This window comes from Pseudomonas sp. H2_A10, from assembly GCF_054680085.1.
Genome location: NZ_CP162821.1, coordinates 404,432 through 417,854 on the forward strand (window position 1 = coordinate 404,432; position 13,423 = coordinate 417,854).

A 13,423-nucleotide genomic window follows, 5' to 3' on the forward strand; every position below is an offset into this window, starting at 1 on the left:
TGTCACCGAATGAAGGTTTCAACCGAAACTCCAAAGCGCTCAGCCAGCCAACGAATTTGCCGCACGTTGAGCTGGCGCTTTCCGCTCAATACTTCAGAAACAACCGATTGGGCACCCACGCCCGGCAGATCGCTTTGGGTGAGGTTGTGCTCACGCATCATGTAGCGCAACACGTCTACACCGCTGGCCTCGGGCATAGGGCGATGCTTATGATCGTAGGCTTCGATCCAGTCGCTGAGGATATCCACCAAGCTCATCAGAGGGCTGTTTTCATCTTCACCGACCAGGCTCAGTAACTCGTCCAAGCCGCACACCAGGGCGTCGTAGGCCGCCTCGTTTTCTGGTTTGCGCAGCACGGGCGAAACGTATTGCCAGTGCTCTGCCGCCACTCGCATAAGCGCGCTCATCTGGTTTTTTCCTTCCACTTATCTTTCTCATAATCACGATGATCAAGCAGCTGCTTGATATAGACGCGCTGCACCTGATAGGCCACGCAAGCAATCAATCTCAGCTTGTTACCTCCGATATCAAACACATGAAACTTTCCGACCTTATCCGTGGCAGGGAACATGGTTTTCATCGACGCGAAGTCTTTGGGGGAGTTGCGCCTGATCAAGCGATACCACTGATCCAAAGCCGTTGCTGAGCGCAGCCACTTTTCCTTTGCTTCCCAAATCTTTTTTTCACTGTCCTTATCGCATCTTGCTATGAAGGTTAGACCTGTACCTCGAATATCTCAATTTGCTATAGCTGCAAACAGACCGATGGCACAAAACGGAACAGACTCCAACAGACTAGATAGCGGGGCCTTCACTAGCATGAGCAAACTATGAGCGAATAAGTCGCCCACTCGTTTCCTTGATAAATCCAAGGCCTGGCTCCAGATAGATCCCATTGGCCAAACCAAGGAGCCCCCATGTCCGAACCTCTCGTCATCCCCTGCCCCCATTGCAACGGCCTCAACCGCATCCCCGGCGAACGCCTGGGTGATACGCCCAAGTGCGGGCGTTGCAAGCAACCCGTGTTGTTGAACAAGCCGTTTGAGCTTAAGCAAGGCGACTACGCCAGCCAGATCAAGGGCGACCTGCCGCTGTTGGTGGATGTGTGGGCCGACTGGTGCGGGCCGTGCAAGTCGTTTGCGCCGGTGTTTGAACAGGCGGCTGGGCAGCTTGCGGGCAAGTGCCGACTGGCCAAGCTCGACAGTGAGGTCAACCAGCAGTTGTCGGGGCAATTGGGGATTCGTTCGATCCCCAGTTTGATTCTGTTCAAGAACGGCCGCGAAGTGGCGCGCCAGAGCGGGGCGTTTCCGTTGCCGCAGTTGATGAGTTGGTTGCGTAGCCAGGGCGTGTAACCGATCGGGAAAGCACCACCGGACAGTGTGGGAGGGGGCTTGCTCCCGATAGCGATGGGTCAGTCAGTCCATCCGAAACTGATACACCGCTATCGGGAGCAAGCCCCCTCCCACAAGTTTTTGTGTCGTCGGCAAAATCAGCCGTTTTCCAGCAAGTTATGCAATTCCACAAACTGCTGCGTCAGCTTGTGTCGCGGGTCCAAGTGGATCAGCGGTTTGCTCTCTTGGTGCGACTCGCGCATGCGCACCGAGCTGGCCAGGTACACCGGCAGCACCGGCAGCCCTTCGGCAATCAGTTCGTCCAATATCTGCTGTGGCAGGCTTGCCCGAGCCTGGAACTGGTTAACCACGATGCCTTCCACTTCCAGGCCTTCGTTGTGGTCGTCCTTCAGTTCTTCGATTTCCGCCAGCAGGCCGTAGAGGGCTTGGCGCGAGAAGCTGTCGCAATCGAAGGGGATCAGTACGCGATCAGCGGCAATCAACGCCGAAACCGCATAAAAATTAAGTGCTGGCGGCGTATCCAGGTAAATCCGGTCGTAATCCTCGCCCAGTTCATCCAACAGCTTTCTCAGCTTGTTGATCTTGTGCTTAGCCTCAAGCTTGGGCTGCAGATCAGCCAATTCGGCAGTGGCGGTAATCACATGCAGGTTGTCGAACGGCGTTTCGTAGATATCCACCTTGTTCTTCTTCGAAAACGGCCCGGAAGACAGGGTTTGCTTGAAAAAGTCCGCGATCCCCATGGGGATATCATCGCCAGTCAGCCCGGTGAGGTACTGCGTTGAGTTGGCTTGTGCATCGAGGTCCACCAACAGGGTTCGATAGCCTTCGCTGGCGCTGACCGCCGCCAGGTTGCAGGCGATGCTGGACTTGCCCACGCCGCCTTTCTGATTGAACACCACACGCCGCATGGAAAAACCTCCGTGTATCAATAATTGTCCGAGTGTAGAGGGCAAAAGCGCCTGTTAGCTACCTCGTTCATCGATGCGTTGCGGCAACAAAGGCAGGCCACGCACAGGTGATTAGGAATAGTCCGACAATCCAAGCCGACCTCGGCTAGGGGACAATCTGTAAATCTCTCCCACTATTTTGTAATCAGCCGTGAACAATTATTTACCAAAGTTTGCTAGAACCCCACGGCACCGGGATAATGCGCGCCATTCGGCGATTGCTCCCTGTCCCGGTATTCGGGGCCAAAAGCCGCACATGGAAGCCCGCAGGGGCGGGATAACTTCTCAGTGATCAACTTCAACATCGCCCAATGGCGCGCCTGGGCCCCTGGCCTGGAGCGTGCGGACGACTGGCACGCCTGGTGTCGGGCCCCGGTGTTGCTGCCCGCCAGCGAAGCCTCGCCCGACGTGTCGTTTTTGCCGGCCATGCAGCGCCGGCGCCTGAGCCGTCTGGCGCGCATGGCGTTCAGCGTGGGCTGGCCGCTGGCCGAGGGCCTGCAAGACCTGCCGTTGGTGTTTGTTTCCCGGCATGGTGAAACCCCGCGCACGCTCGACATTCTCAGCGACCTGGCCAACGACCAGCCGCTGTCGCCGACCCAGTTCAGCCTGTCGGTGCACAACGCGGTGATTGGCCTGTGGTCGATCCTGCGCGATGAAACCAGTGAAATGACCGCCCTCGCCGCCGCCGGCGACGGCCTGGAGCACGGCGTGCTTGAGGCTGCCGCGCTGCTCAACGAAGGCACGCCGGCGGTGTTGCTGGTGATTACCGAAGAACAGCCCCCCGAGGCCTACGCCAACTGGATTGTCGATGTGCCGTTCCCTTACGCCCTTGGCTTGCTGCTGACACCAGGCGACGAGTGGCAACTGGAACTCACCTCGGGCACTGTCCAACCCACTCGAACCCAGTGGCCCCACGCCCTGAACCTGCTGCGCACCCTGCTCACCGAACAGGGCGCCTGCCAACATGCCTGGAAGAACCGCGTATGGAACTGGCAACGCAAGGCCTGACCAGCAAGCCACGGGATGCCTACTACTGGCGCCTGCTCGCCACCGCCGCCAGCTTCACGCTGTTCGGCTTCGGTGGGCTGTGCCTGCGCTTGCTGATTTTTCCGTTACTAAGTTGCCTGCCGGGCAGCGCAGAAAAACATCAGCGCCGTGCCCGCCATACCATCAGCAAACTGTTCTGGTTCTTTGTCCGCATGATGTATCGCGCAGGCGTGCTGACCTACAGCGTCGAAGGCGCCGAAAAGCTCGGTCGCCCCGGCCAGATGATCATCGCCAACCACCCTTCGCTGATCGACGTCGTGTTCCTGATCGGCCTGATGCGCCAGACCAACTGCGTGGTCAAGCAGAGCCTGTTCCAAAACCCATTCATGCGTGGCCCGGTGCGCGACGCCGGCTACATCAGCAATGACGGCAGCTCGGACATGCTCGACGCCGCCGCAGACGCCCTGCGCGCAGGCCAGACCTTGATCATTTTCCCGGAAGGCACCCGCACCACACCCGGCGCAGCGCCTGCCTTTCATCGCGGTGCCGCCGCCATTGCACTGCGAGGTGCGACACTCATCACCCCGGTGGTGATCAAAGTAAGCCCCACCACGCTGACCAAAGCCGAACCCTGGTATCGCATCCCCAAACGCCGCTTTCATTTCAGTTTGCGCGTGGGTGCCGATATAGAACCACAGGCGTTTGCAACACTGGGACCCGCACCCCAGGCCTCACGCAAGCTCAACGATTACCTGCATGACTATTTTATTAAGGAGCTCGCCGAAGATGAGCGACCAACACCGCCTTGAGCACGACATAAAAACGCTGATTATCGACGCCCTGGGCCTGGAAGATATCAACCCCGACGACATCGGTAGCGACCAAACCCTGTTCGGCGAAGGCCTGGGCCTGGATTCGGTAGACGCCCTGGAATTGGGCCTGGCGATCCAGAAAAAGTACGGCATCAAAATCGATGCCGACGCCAAAGACACGCGCAATCACTTCACCAATGTGGCCAGCCTTGCGGCATTCGTCACAGCCAGACAGGCAGCTTGAGACCGGACCATGCAAACTCGTGACGATATTTTCAACACCCTGCGCGATGCCTTGGTGGAACTGTTTGAACTGCCCCCGGAACGCGTCACTCTGGACGCCAACCTGTATCAAGACCTGGAAATCGACAGCATCGACGCTGTCGACCTGATCGACCATATCAAGCGCCAGACCGGCAAGAAAATCGCCGCCGAAGAGTTCAAGGCGGTGCGCACTGTCAACGATGTGGTTGAGGCGGTGTACCGTCTGGTCCAGCCCGCCGCATGAGCCGGCTGATCGGCCTTGGCCTGTTGTTGGCGGGGCTGCTGTACCCCTTTGCGGTGTATTACGGCACCGAACATTTTGCACCCTGGCAATTCGGCCTGCTGTTGGGCGGCCTGTGGCTGCTGCGCGCCTTCACGGGTACGCGCCGCCCCGGCAGCCGCTGGATGGCGCTGGCGGTGATCGTGTTCTGCCTGTTGCTGGCCTGGTTCGATAACCCGTACTTGCTGCGCTGGTACCCGAGCCTGGTCAGTGCGTTCATGCTGGCGCTGTTTGGCCTGAGCCTGAAATACGGCCCGCCGATGGTCGAGCGCCTGGCACGCATGACTGAACCGGACCTGCCTGCGAATGCGGTGGTGTATACGCGCCAGGTCACCGTGGTGTGGAGTGTATTTTTTCTGTGCAATGGCCTGCTCGCCGCCGCCCTCACCCTGTGGGCGCCGCTGAGCTGGTGGACGTTGTACAACGGCTTGATCGCCTACGGGCTGATGGGGCTGTTGTTTGCCGTGGAATGGCTGGTACGACAAAGGGTTCGAGGCCGCGTATGAATGGGTTGAAACTTGAGCACCTGCTGCTTGAGCCGCTGCAACAACGCAGGGTCACGACTGAACCTGCGATGAATCACGCCCAGCTGTGGGAATATTCCCTGAGCCTGGCGGCCGGCCTGCAAGCGCGCGGCATTCGACGCCTGGCCGTGTACCTGGAAGATGCCGGCAGCCTGGCGATCGCCCTGCTGGGGGCCTGGCGTGCCGGAGTCAGCGTGCTGCTACCCGCCGACCTGCAACCGCAAACCCGCCAACGCTGGGCCGATGCCGTCGACGCCTGGCTGACTGAAGCGGCGGACCTGGACGCGCTCTACCAAGCCCCCTTGAGCCCTGCCGCCCTCAGCCTCGATACCTGCCAACTGAGCCTGTGCACCTCCGGCTCCAGCGGCGAGCCCAAGCGCATCGATAAAACCCTGCGTCAGTTGGCCAACGAAGTCCAAGCCCTTGAGGCGCTGTGGGGCGCCGATCTCAAGGATGCGTGCATCATCGGCAGTGTCGCCACCCAGCACATCTACGGTTTGCTGTTCCGCGTACTGTGGCCGTTGTGTGCCGGTCGCACCTTTGTGCGCAAGCAGCTGGCCTTCCCCGAAGACTTGCAACGCGCCAGCCGCGAGCATGCGCAGTTCGCCTGGGTGGCGAGCCCGGCGCTGCTCAAGCGCATGGGCGACAACCTCGACTGGCCCGCGTTGAGCCAGGTTTCACGGGTGTTTTCCTCCGGCGGCGCGCTGCCGTCCGAGGCCGCCGGCAGCCTCTACGATCGCTTGCAACAATGGCCGACGGAAATCCTCGGCAGCTCAGAAACCGGCGGCATTGCCTGGCGCCAGGGCGCGCAACCCTGGCAGCCGTTTGCCGATGTGCAGTTGAGCCAGGATGCCGACGGCGCCCTGCGCATCGCATCCCCCTACCTGCCCGCCGGGCATATCGAACACACCGCCGACGCTGCGCGCATTCATGCCGATGGCAGCTTCGAGCTGCTCGGCCGCCTGGATCGCATCGTCAAGCTGGAAGAAAAACGCATTTCCCTACCCATGCTCGAACAGGCGTTGATGACTCACCCCTGGGTCGCCGAAACGCGCCTGGGCGTGATCCAGGAAAGTCGCGCCTCCCTCGGCGCCCTGGTGGTATTGAGCGCCGCCGGCCTGCACGCCCTGCGCAATCAAGGCCGACGCAGCCTCACCCAGACCCTGCGTCAGCACCTGAGCCAACATTGCGAAGCCCTGGCGCTGCCGCGTCGCTGGCGTTTGCTGCGCCAACTGCCGCTGAATGCCCAGGGCAAACTGCCCCAGGCCGAGGTGACCGCGCTGCTGTTGGCGCCTCGGCCGAAAGCGCCTGAAGTACTGGAGCAAGTCGAGGCCAATGGCGAATGGACCCTGCAGTTGAGCGTGCCGCCGGACCTGGCCTATTTCAACGGCCACTTCCCGGCCACCCCGGTGCTGCCGGGCGTGGTGCAGGTGGAATGGGCCGTCAACCTCGGCCGGCAACTGCTTGATTTGCCCGCGACCTTTGCCGGCATGGAAGTGCTCAAGTTTCAGCAACTGGTGCGCCCCGGCGACACGGTCGAACTGCACCTGCGCTTCGACCGCGAACGCAGCAAGCTGTATTTCGCCTACCGCAACGGCGTTGCCGCGTGTTCCAGTGGCCGGATAGTGCTGGAGGCCACACATGCATAGCCCCTGCGCACTGATCCCGGTCTACAACCACGAGGCCGCCGTGCCTGCGGTGGTCCAAAGCCTGTTGAACAGTGGCCTGCCGTGCCTGCTGGTGGACGACGGCAGCAGCTCGGCGTGCGCGGCGGTGTTGGCGCAATTGGCGACCCTGGAGCACGTCACCCTGGTGACCCTGCCCCATAACCTGGGCAAGGGCGGCGCCGTCATGGCCGGTTTTCGCGAAGCGGCGCGCCTGGGCTACAGCCATGCGCTGCAAGTCGACGCCGATGGCCAGCATGACCTGCGCGAAGTCGAGACCTTTATCGACACCTCGCGCAGGCACCCCGATGCCATCATCTGCGGCTACCCCGAATACGATGAAAGCGTGCCCAAAGGCCGTCTCTACGCACGCTACCTGACCCACGTGTGGGTGTGGATCAACACGCTGTCGCTGCAGATCCGCGACTCGATGTGCGGCTTTCGCGTATACCCCCTGACGCCGGTGCTGGCGCTGATGGACTCGGCCTACATCGGCACGCGCATGGACTTCGACTCGGACATCCTGGTGCGCCTGACCTGGCGCAACCAACCGATGCGATGGTTGCCGACGAAGGTGCACTACCCCGCCGACGGCCTGTCGCATTTCCGGCTGTTCCACGACAACGTGCGCATCAGCGCCATGCACACCCGGCTGTTCTTCGGCATGTTGGTGCGCGCGCCGATGATTCTGTGGCGACGGTGGCAGGTATGACCGACAGCACCAAGCACTGGGCCGACCGCGAAGAGCGCGGCAGCTACTGGCTGATGAGGCTCACCGCCATCGCCGCCAAAGTTCTCGGCCGACGCGTGCTGAGCCCGGTGCTGTACGGCATCGTCTTGTACTTTTTCCTTTTTGGCCGCACGGCGCGCCAGAGCGCCTGGCAATACCAACGGCGCCTGGCCGAGTGGAGCGAGCGCAAGGAGTTGCGCCCGTCCCATTGCAGCGTCTTCGGCCAGTTCATGGCCTTCGCCGACGCCCTGCTCGACAAGCTCGACGTGTGGAACGGCAAGCTGCGCCTGGAACAGATCCACATCAACGACCCGGCGCAATTACGCGGGCAACTGCGCGGCGAGCGCGGGCAGATGCTGGTGGGCGCGCACTTGGGCAACCTCGAAGTGTGCCGCGCTCTGGCCGAGATTGGCGAACAAGTCACCATGAACGTGCTGGTGCACACCAAGCACGCCGAACGTTTCAACCGCTTGCTCGGTGAAGCCGGCGCGACCCATTTGCGCCTGATCCAGGTCAGCGAGCTGGACCCGGCCACCATGCTGCTGCTCAGCCAGCGCCTGGACGACGGCGAGTGGCTGGCCATTGCCGGCGACCGCGTACCGCTGCACGGCGGGCGCACGGTGCGCGTGGATTTCCTCGGCCATGACGCGGCATTTCCTCAAGGCCCGTGGCTGCTGGCGGGCCTGCTCAAATGCCCGGTGAACCTGCTCATGTGCCTCAAGCAGCAGGGCCGCTATCACTTGACTATTGAGCCGTTCGCGCCATCGATCGAATGGAAGCGCAGCACCCGCGAGCAGGTCATCGCTCAATGGACCGCGCGCTACGCCGCGCGCCTGGGCCAGTTCTGCCTGCAAGCGCCCCAACAATGGTTCAACTTTTACCCTTTCTGGAAGACCGATGACGACGCATCTTGAGCCGGTAACCTTTGGCGAACGCCCCCTGCGCATCGAAGACGTGCTGGCCCTGGCCAACCGTCAGGCGCCCACGCAGTTGCAGGGCGATGCCGCGTATCGCCAGCGCATCGCCAAGGGCGCGCAGTTCCTCGACTCGCTGCTGGACAAGGAAGGCGTGATCTACGGCGTGACCACCGGCTACGGCGACTCGTGCGTGGTGGCCGTGCCGTTGCAGCACGTCGAAGCCTTGCCGCGCCACCTGTATACCTTCCACGGCTGTGGCCTGGGCAAGTTGCTCGATGCCCAAGCCACTCGCGCGGTGCTCGCCGCGCGGTTGCAGTCGCTGTGCCACGGCGTGTCCGGGGTGCGCGTGGAACTGCTGGAGCGCCTGCACGCGTTCCTGGAGCACGACGTACTGCCGCTGATCCCGGAAGAAGGCTCGGTGGGCGCCAGCGGTGATTTGACGCCGCTGTCCTATGTAGCCGCGACCCTGTCCGGCGAGCGCGAGGTAATGTTCCGTGGCGAACGCCGCCAGGCCGCCGATGTACATCGCGAACTGGGCTGGACCCCGCTGGTTTTGCGCCCCAAGGAAGCCCTGGCGCTGATGAACGGCACCGCTGTGATGACCGGCCTCGCCTGCCTGGCCTTCGCCCGCGCCGACTACCTGCTGCAACTGGCCACGCGCATCACCGCGCTCAACGTGGTGGCGCTGCAAGGCAACCCGGAACACTTCGACGAACGCCTGTTCGCCGCCAAACCGCATCCGGGGCAAATGCAAGTCGCCGCGTGGCTACGCCAGGACTTGGCCATCGACGCACCGACCGCGCCGCTGCACCGCCTGCAGGACCGCTACTCCCTGCGCTGCGCGCCCCATGTGCTTGGCGTGCTGGCCGACAGCCTGAACTGGCTGCGGTCCTTTATTGAGATCGAACTGAACAGCGCCAACGACAACCCGATCATCGACGCTGAAGAAGAGCGCGTGTTGCACGGCGGGCACTTCTACGGCGGGCATATCGCCTTTGCCATGGACAGCCTCAAGACCCTGGTGGCCAACGTCGCCGACCTGCTGGATCGCCAGCTCGCGCTGCTGGTGGATGTGCGCTACAACCACGGCCTGCCGAGCAACCTGTCCGGCGCCCCGGCCGACCGCGCAATGATCAACCACGGCTTCAAGGCCGTGCAGATCGGTACCAGCGCCTGGACCGCCGAAGCCCTTAAAAACACCATGCCGGCCAGCGTGTTCTCGCGCTCCACCGAATGTCATAACCAAGACAAAGTCAGCATGGGCACCATCGCCGCCCGTGATGCGATCCGCGTGCTGGAACTGACCGAGCAGGTCGCCGCCGCCACTTTGCTCGCCGCCAACCAGGGCGTGTGGCTACGCGCCCAGGCCGCGGATGCACGCCCATTGCCGCCCGCACTGGCCGCAATGCACGAAGCGCTGGCCAAGGACTTCCCGCCGGTCATCGAAGACCGTGCCCTGGAAGGCGAACTGCGCCTGTGCCTGCAACGCATCGCCGAACAACACTGGAGGCTGCATGCGTAGCCAAGGCGTATTGCACAGCGACACCGAAATCCTCGTGCCGTTTTTCGACGTCGACACCATGAACGTGGTCTGGCACGGGCATTACGTGAAGTACCTGGAAGTGGCGCGTTGCGCGCTGCTGGACAAGATCGGCCACAACTACACGGCCATGCTCGAAGCCGGCTACGCCTGGCCGGTGATCGACATGCAACTGCGCTATGTGCGCGGGGCGATCTTTGGCCAGACCATCAACGTGCGCGCCAGCCTGGTGGAATGGGAGAACCGCTTGAAGGTCAACTACCTGATTACCGACCTGGCCAGCGGCGAGCGCTTGACCCGCGCCAGCACCGTGCAAGTGGCCGTGGAAATGGCCAGCCGCGAGATGCAGTTGGCCTCGCCCAAAATATTTACAGACGCCGTAGAGAGAGCCTTGAAATGAGATCCCCTGTGGGAGCGGGCTTGCTCGCGAAGGTCGTTAACGATATCGCTGGGTACCTGACACGCTGCGGCGCCCTCAAGTCCTTCGCGAGCAAGCCCGCTCCCACAGTGATCGGGTTTATGCTGTTGTTGAGCGTTTCAGGCACAGCATGCGCTTTTGACCTGCAACAACTCAGCGACCAGTTGGCAAAGCCTTCAGTGATCCACGGCAGTTTCATCCAGGAAAAACACCTGCGTGCCCTGCCGCAACCGCTGGTCAGCCAGGGCTCCTTCGTCCTCGCCAAAAACCACGGCCTGTTGTGGCTGCTCAAGACTCCGTTGCAGCAGGACTACCGCATCAGCGCCCAGGGCATTGCCCGTCGTGACGCCAATGGCTGGCAACTGCTGCCGAACAAGAGCGCCGGCGCCGAGCAGAATCGCTTGTTCCTCGCCGTGTTGCAGGGCGACAGCAGCGGCTTGCAGCGCGACTTCGAACTGCAACTGCAAGGCGAGGCCACGCAGTGGAAGCTCACGCTGATCCCCCGCTCTATGTTGCTCAAGCAGGTGTTCAACCAGATCAACATCGACGGTGGCGCCTTGGTGCACACCATCGAACTGCTGGAAACCCAGGGCGACAGCACCCTATTGCGCCTGCAAGGCAGCGCCGCCGATCAACCGTTGAGTGAAGCGGAGCAACACGACTTTGCCCAGTGAGCGTCTGTTGCCGCGCCTGTTCCTGATCCTGCTGGTGGCCGTGCTGGCCCTGGCCGGCTGGCAGTGGCGCCATGGCGCGCCGCTGTCGGCCAACCTGATGGAGCTGGTGCCGGGCAGCACGCCGGATGCCTTGGAACTGCAAGCCGAACAGCGCGTGCAAGAGCCGCTCAACCGCGAAATGCTGGTGCTGGTGGGGCACGCCGACCGCCAGCAAGCGGTGGCCGTGGCGCAGCAGTTGGGCGAGCGCTGGCAGGCCAGTGGCCTGTTTGAAAAGGTGCAGTGGAACCTGCAGGCCGACCTGCCGGCGCTGCGCGAACAATTGCTGCGCGGCCGCCTGGCAATGCTCTCGGCCAAGGACCGCGAGCAACTGATCGAACACCCCGACGCGTTTATCCAACAACGTGTGCAGTCGCTGTTTGACCCCTTCACCGGCTTCAGCCTGGTGCCGAGCCAGGAGGACTGGCTCGGCCTCACCGGGCGTATCCAGAACAGCCAGCCGCAACGCGGCGCGGTGCAGTTGGATATCGGCAGCGGCGCGTTGATCGCCGATGCCGACGGCAAAAGCTGGGTGCTGCTGCGCGCGCGCACCACCGGCAATGCCTTCGACATGAAACTGCCGCTGCAGGTGGCGGACTTGCTCCAGGCCAGCCGCGCACAGGCCGGCCAGCAGGGTGCGCAACTGCTGGCCGCCAGCGGCTTGCTGTATGCCGCCAACGGTCAACGGCAAGCCACCCGGGAAATCACCTGGGTCGGCGGCGGCGCGACCGTGGGCATCCTGTTATTGCTGTTACTGGCGTTCCGTCGTTGGCGGGTGTTGCTGGCCTTCGTGCCGGTGCTGGTGGGCATGCTGTTTGGCGCCGTGGCCTGCGTGGCGCTGTTTGGCCGTATGCATGTGATGACCCTGGTACTCGGTTCCAGCCTGATCGGCGTGGCGGTGGATTACCCGCTGCACTACCTGACAAAAAGCTGGAGCCTCAAGCCATGGCGCAGTTGGCCGGCGTTGCGCCTGACCCTGCCGGGGCTGAGCCTGAGCCTGGCGACCAGTTGCATCGGTTACCTGGCGCTGGCCTGGACGCCGTTCCCGGCGCTGACGCAAATCGCCGTGTTCTCTGCCGCAGGCCTGGTCGGGGCCTACCTGTGCGCCGTGTGCCTGTTGCCGGCGCTGCTCAAGGGCGTGGAGCTGCGCCCGGCGCACTGGCCACTGCGTATCGCCGAATGCCTGTGGCTGTTGCGTGAGGCCTTGCTCAAGCGTGTACCCAGCCCGGTGTTGCTGGCGCTGGTGCTGCTGTTTTGCGCCGGGGGCCTGTGGCAACTGAACAGCAAAAACGATATCCGCCAGTGGATCGGCGCGCCGCCGCAATTGCTGCAAGAGGCCCAGGCCGTGGCGCGCATCACCGGGTTCCAGCCCACCAGCCAGTTCTTCCTGGTGCGCGCCGAGAACCAACAACAGTTGCTGGAGCGCCAACGCGCCTTGAGCCAGCGTCTGGACCAACTGGTGAACATGGACAAGCTCCAGGGTTACCTGGCACTGAATCAACTGGTCAACCTGCCGGCCGAGCAGCAACAGCTGCGCGAGGCCCTGAACGCACTCGCACAGCATTGGCAGCCGTTGCTGGACCTCGGCGTACCGGCGAGCGCCCTGCAAGCCGAAGTCGCGCACCTGCAAGCGCTGCCCACCGAAGACATCGACTCCGCGCTGACAGGGCCGTTGGCCGAACCCTGGCGCACCTTGTGGCTCGGCCCGGTGGATGGCGGCGTGGCGGCGATGGTCAGCCTGCAGGGCCTGAACAATCCGGCGCTGCTGCGTGTGCAGGCGGTGGACTTGCCCGGCGTGCAGTTAGTCGACCGCCTCGGTGACTTGAACCGCGTGTTCGCCGACACGCAGGTCAGCGCCGCCGAATTGAAACTGATGTCGTGTGTACTGATCGTGCTGTTGCTGATCTTGCCGTTCGGCTTCGGGGGTGCCTTGCGCATCGTCGCCCTGCCGTTGCTGGCCGCGCTGTGCAGCCTGGCCAGCCTCGGTTGGCTGGGCCAGCCGCTGACGTTGTTCAGCCTGTTTGGTTTGCTGCTGGTCACGGCGATCAGCGTCGATTACGCGATCCTGATGCGCGAACAGATCGGCGGCGCTGCTGTCAGCCTGTTGGGTACACTGCTGGCGGCGCTGACGACCTGGTTGTCGTTTGGCCTGCTGGCCGTATCCAGTACGCCCGCGGTGAGTAATTTCGGCCTATCGGTCAGCCTGGGCCTGGCCTTCAGCTTTATGCTGGCGCCCTGGGCCGGCCAGCGGAAATACGCCTAATGAATGTGATTATCGC

16 protein-coding genes are annotated in these 13,423 nt (G+C 62.7%); 13 read left to right on the forward strand and 3 right to left on the reverse strand.

Annotation, left to right across the window (positions count from 1 at the left end; genetic code table 11):
- Window positions 1–2: 2 nt before the first annotated feature.
- Window positions 3–407 carry a helix-turn-helix domain-containing protein gene (locus AB4O23_RS01845; protein ID WP_017526495.1) on the reverse strand — a complete coding sequence of 135 codons (405 nt, stop codon included), beginning with the start codon at window positions 405–407 and terminating at the stop codon, window positions 3–5.
- The gene (locus AB4O23_RS01850) at window positions 404–709 is read right to left on the reverse strand and encodes a type II toxin-antitoxin system HigB family toxin (RefSeq protein ID WP_065879476.1); all 306 of its coding nucleotides are present in this window, start codon (window positions 707–709) and stop codon (window positions 404–406) included. The genes AB4O23_RS01845 and AB4O23_RS01850 overlap by 4 nt, the downstream gene beginning before the upstream one ends.
- Before the next feature lie 207 nt (window positions 710–916).
- Between AB4O23_RS01850 and trxC the strand changes: the two genes are divergently transcribed.
- Complete coding sequence (gene trxC / locus AB4O23_RS01855) at window positions 917–1,351, forward strand: thioredoxin TrxC (RefSeq protein ID WP_460061948.1); 435 nt, start codon at window positions 917–919, stop codon at window positions 1,349–1,351.
- 137 nt (window positions 1,352–1,488) lie between these two features.
- Here trxC and AB4O23_RS01860 read toward each other — a convergent pair whose 3' ends face one another.
- Entirely contained in the window at window positions 1,489–2,259 is a 771-nt protein-coding gene (locus AB4O23_RS01860) for a ParA family protein (RefSeq protein ID WP_003171256.1), read from the reverse strand.
- A 327-nt stretch (window positions 2,260–2,586) separates the two neighbouring features.
- Here AB4O23_RS01860 and AB4O23_RS01865 point away from each other — a divergent pair, with 327 nt between their 5' ends.
- Genes AB4O23_RS01865 through AB4O23_RS01920 form a run of 12 tightly spaced genes read left to right on the forward strand, consistent with a single transcriptional unit; the run spans window position 2,587 to window position 13,407 of the window.
- Window positions 2,587–3,306, forward strand: coding sequence for a beta-ketoacyl synthase chain length factor (locus tag AB4O23_RS01865; RefSeq protein ID WP_017526498.1), 720 nt, complete (start codon window positions 2,587–2,589; stop codon window positions 3,304–3,306).
- Window positions 3,282–4,094, forward strand: a complete 813-nt coding sequence (locus tag AB4O23_RS01870; RefSeq protein ID WP_017526499.1) for a lysophospholipid acyltransferase family protein — start codon at window positions 3,282–3,284, stop codon at window positions 4,092–4,094. Before AB4O23_RS01865 ends, AB4O23_RS01870 begins: the two co-directional genes overlap by 25 nt.
- Entirely contained in the window at window positions 4,072–4,341 is a 270-nt protein-coding gene (locus AB4O23_RS01875) for a phosphopantetheine-binding protein (protein WP_017526500.1), read from the forward strand. Before AB4O23_RS01870 ends, AB4O23_RS01875 begins: the two co-directional genes overlap by 23 nt.
- A gap of 9 nt (window positions 4,342–4,350) precedes the next feature.
- Window positions 4,351–4,605 (forward strand): acyl carrier protein, encoded by a 255-nt coding sequence (locus AB4O23_RS01880; protein ID WP_003187949.1) that lies wholly within the window; start codon window positions 4,351–4,353, stop codon window positions 4,603–4,605.
- Window positions 4,602–5,147, forward strand: a complete 546-nt coding sequence (locus AB4O23_RS01885) for a COG4648 family protein (RefSeq protein WP_017526501.1) — start codon at window positions 4,602–4,604, stop codon at window positions 5,145–5,147. Before AB4O23_RS01880 ends, AB4O23_RS01885 begins: the two co-directional genes overlap by 4 nt.
- Window positions 5,144–6,814, forward strand: a complete 1,671-nt coding sequence (locus AB4O23_RS01890) for an ApeI family dehydratase (protein ID WP_460061956.1) — start codon at window positions 5,144–5,146, stop codon at window positions 6,812–6,814. The genes AB4O23_RS01885 and AB4O23_RS01890 overlap by 4 nt, the downstream gene beginning before the upstream one ends.
- On the forward strand, window positions 6,807–7,541 hold the full coding sequence (locus AB4O23_RS01895) for a glycosyltransferase family 2 protein (RefSeq protein WP_460105671.1): 735 nt from the start codon (window positions 6,807–6,809) through the stop codon (window positions 7,539–7,541). The genes AB4O23_RS01890 and AB4O23_RS01895 overlap by 8 nt, the downstream gene beginning before the upstream one ends.
- Entirely contained in the window at window positions 7,538–8,473 is a 936-nt protein-coding gene (locus tag AB4O23_RS01900) for an LpxL/LpxP family acyltransferase (protein WP_065879479.1), read from the forward strand. The genes AB4O23_RS01895 and AB4O23_RS01900 overlap by 4 nt, the downstream gene beginning before the upstream one ends.
- A complete protein-coding gene (locus tag AB4O23_RS01905; RefSeq protein WP_065879480.1) occupies window positions 8,457–9,998 on the forward strand; it encodes an HAL/PAL/TAL family ammonia-lyase in 1,542 nt (513 codons plus the stop codon). The genes AB4O23_RS01900 and AB4O23_RS01905 overlap by 17 nt, the downstream gene beginning before the upstream one ends.
- Window positions 9,991–10,416 carry an acyl-CoA thioesterase gene (locus AB4O23_RS01910; protein WP_017526506.1) on the forward strand — a complete coding sequence of 142 codons (426 nt, stop codon included), beginning with the start codon at window positions 9,991–9,993 and terminating at the stop codon, window positions 10,414–10,416. The genes AB4O23_RS01905 and AB4O23_RS01910 overlap by 8 nt, the downstream gene beginning before the upstream one ends.
- A complete protein-coding gene (locus tag AB4O23_RS01915; RefSeq protein WP_068937015.1) occupies window positions 10,413–11,108 on the forward strand; it encodes an outer membrane lipoprotein carrier protein LolA in 696 nt (231 codons plus the stop codon). Before AB4O23_RS01910 ends, AB4O23_RS01915 begins: the two co-directional genes overlap by 4 nt.
- Window positions 11,098–13,407: an MMPL family transporter gene (locus tag AB4O23_RS01920; RefSeq protein ID WP_017526508.1), complete on the forward strand. Its 2,310-nt coding sequence runs from the start codon at window positions 11,098–11,100 to the stop codon at window positions 13,405–13,407. The genes AB4O23_RS01915 and AB4O23_RS01920 overlap by 11 nt, the downstream gene beginning before the upstream one ends.
- Window positions 13,408–13,423 lie beyond the last annotated feature (16 nt).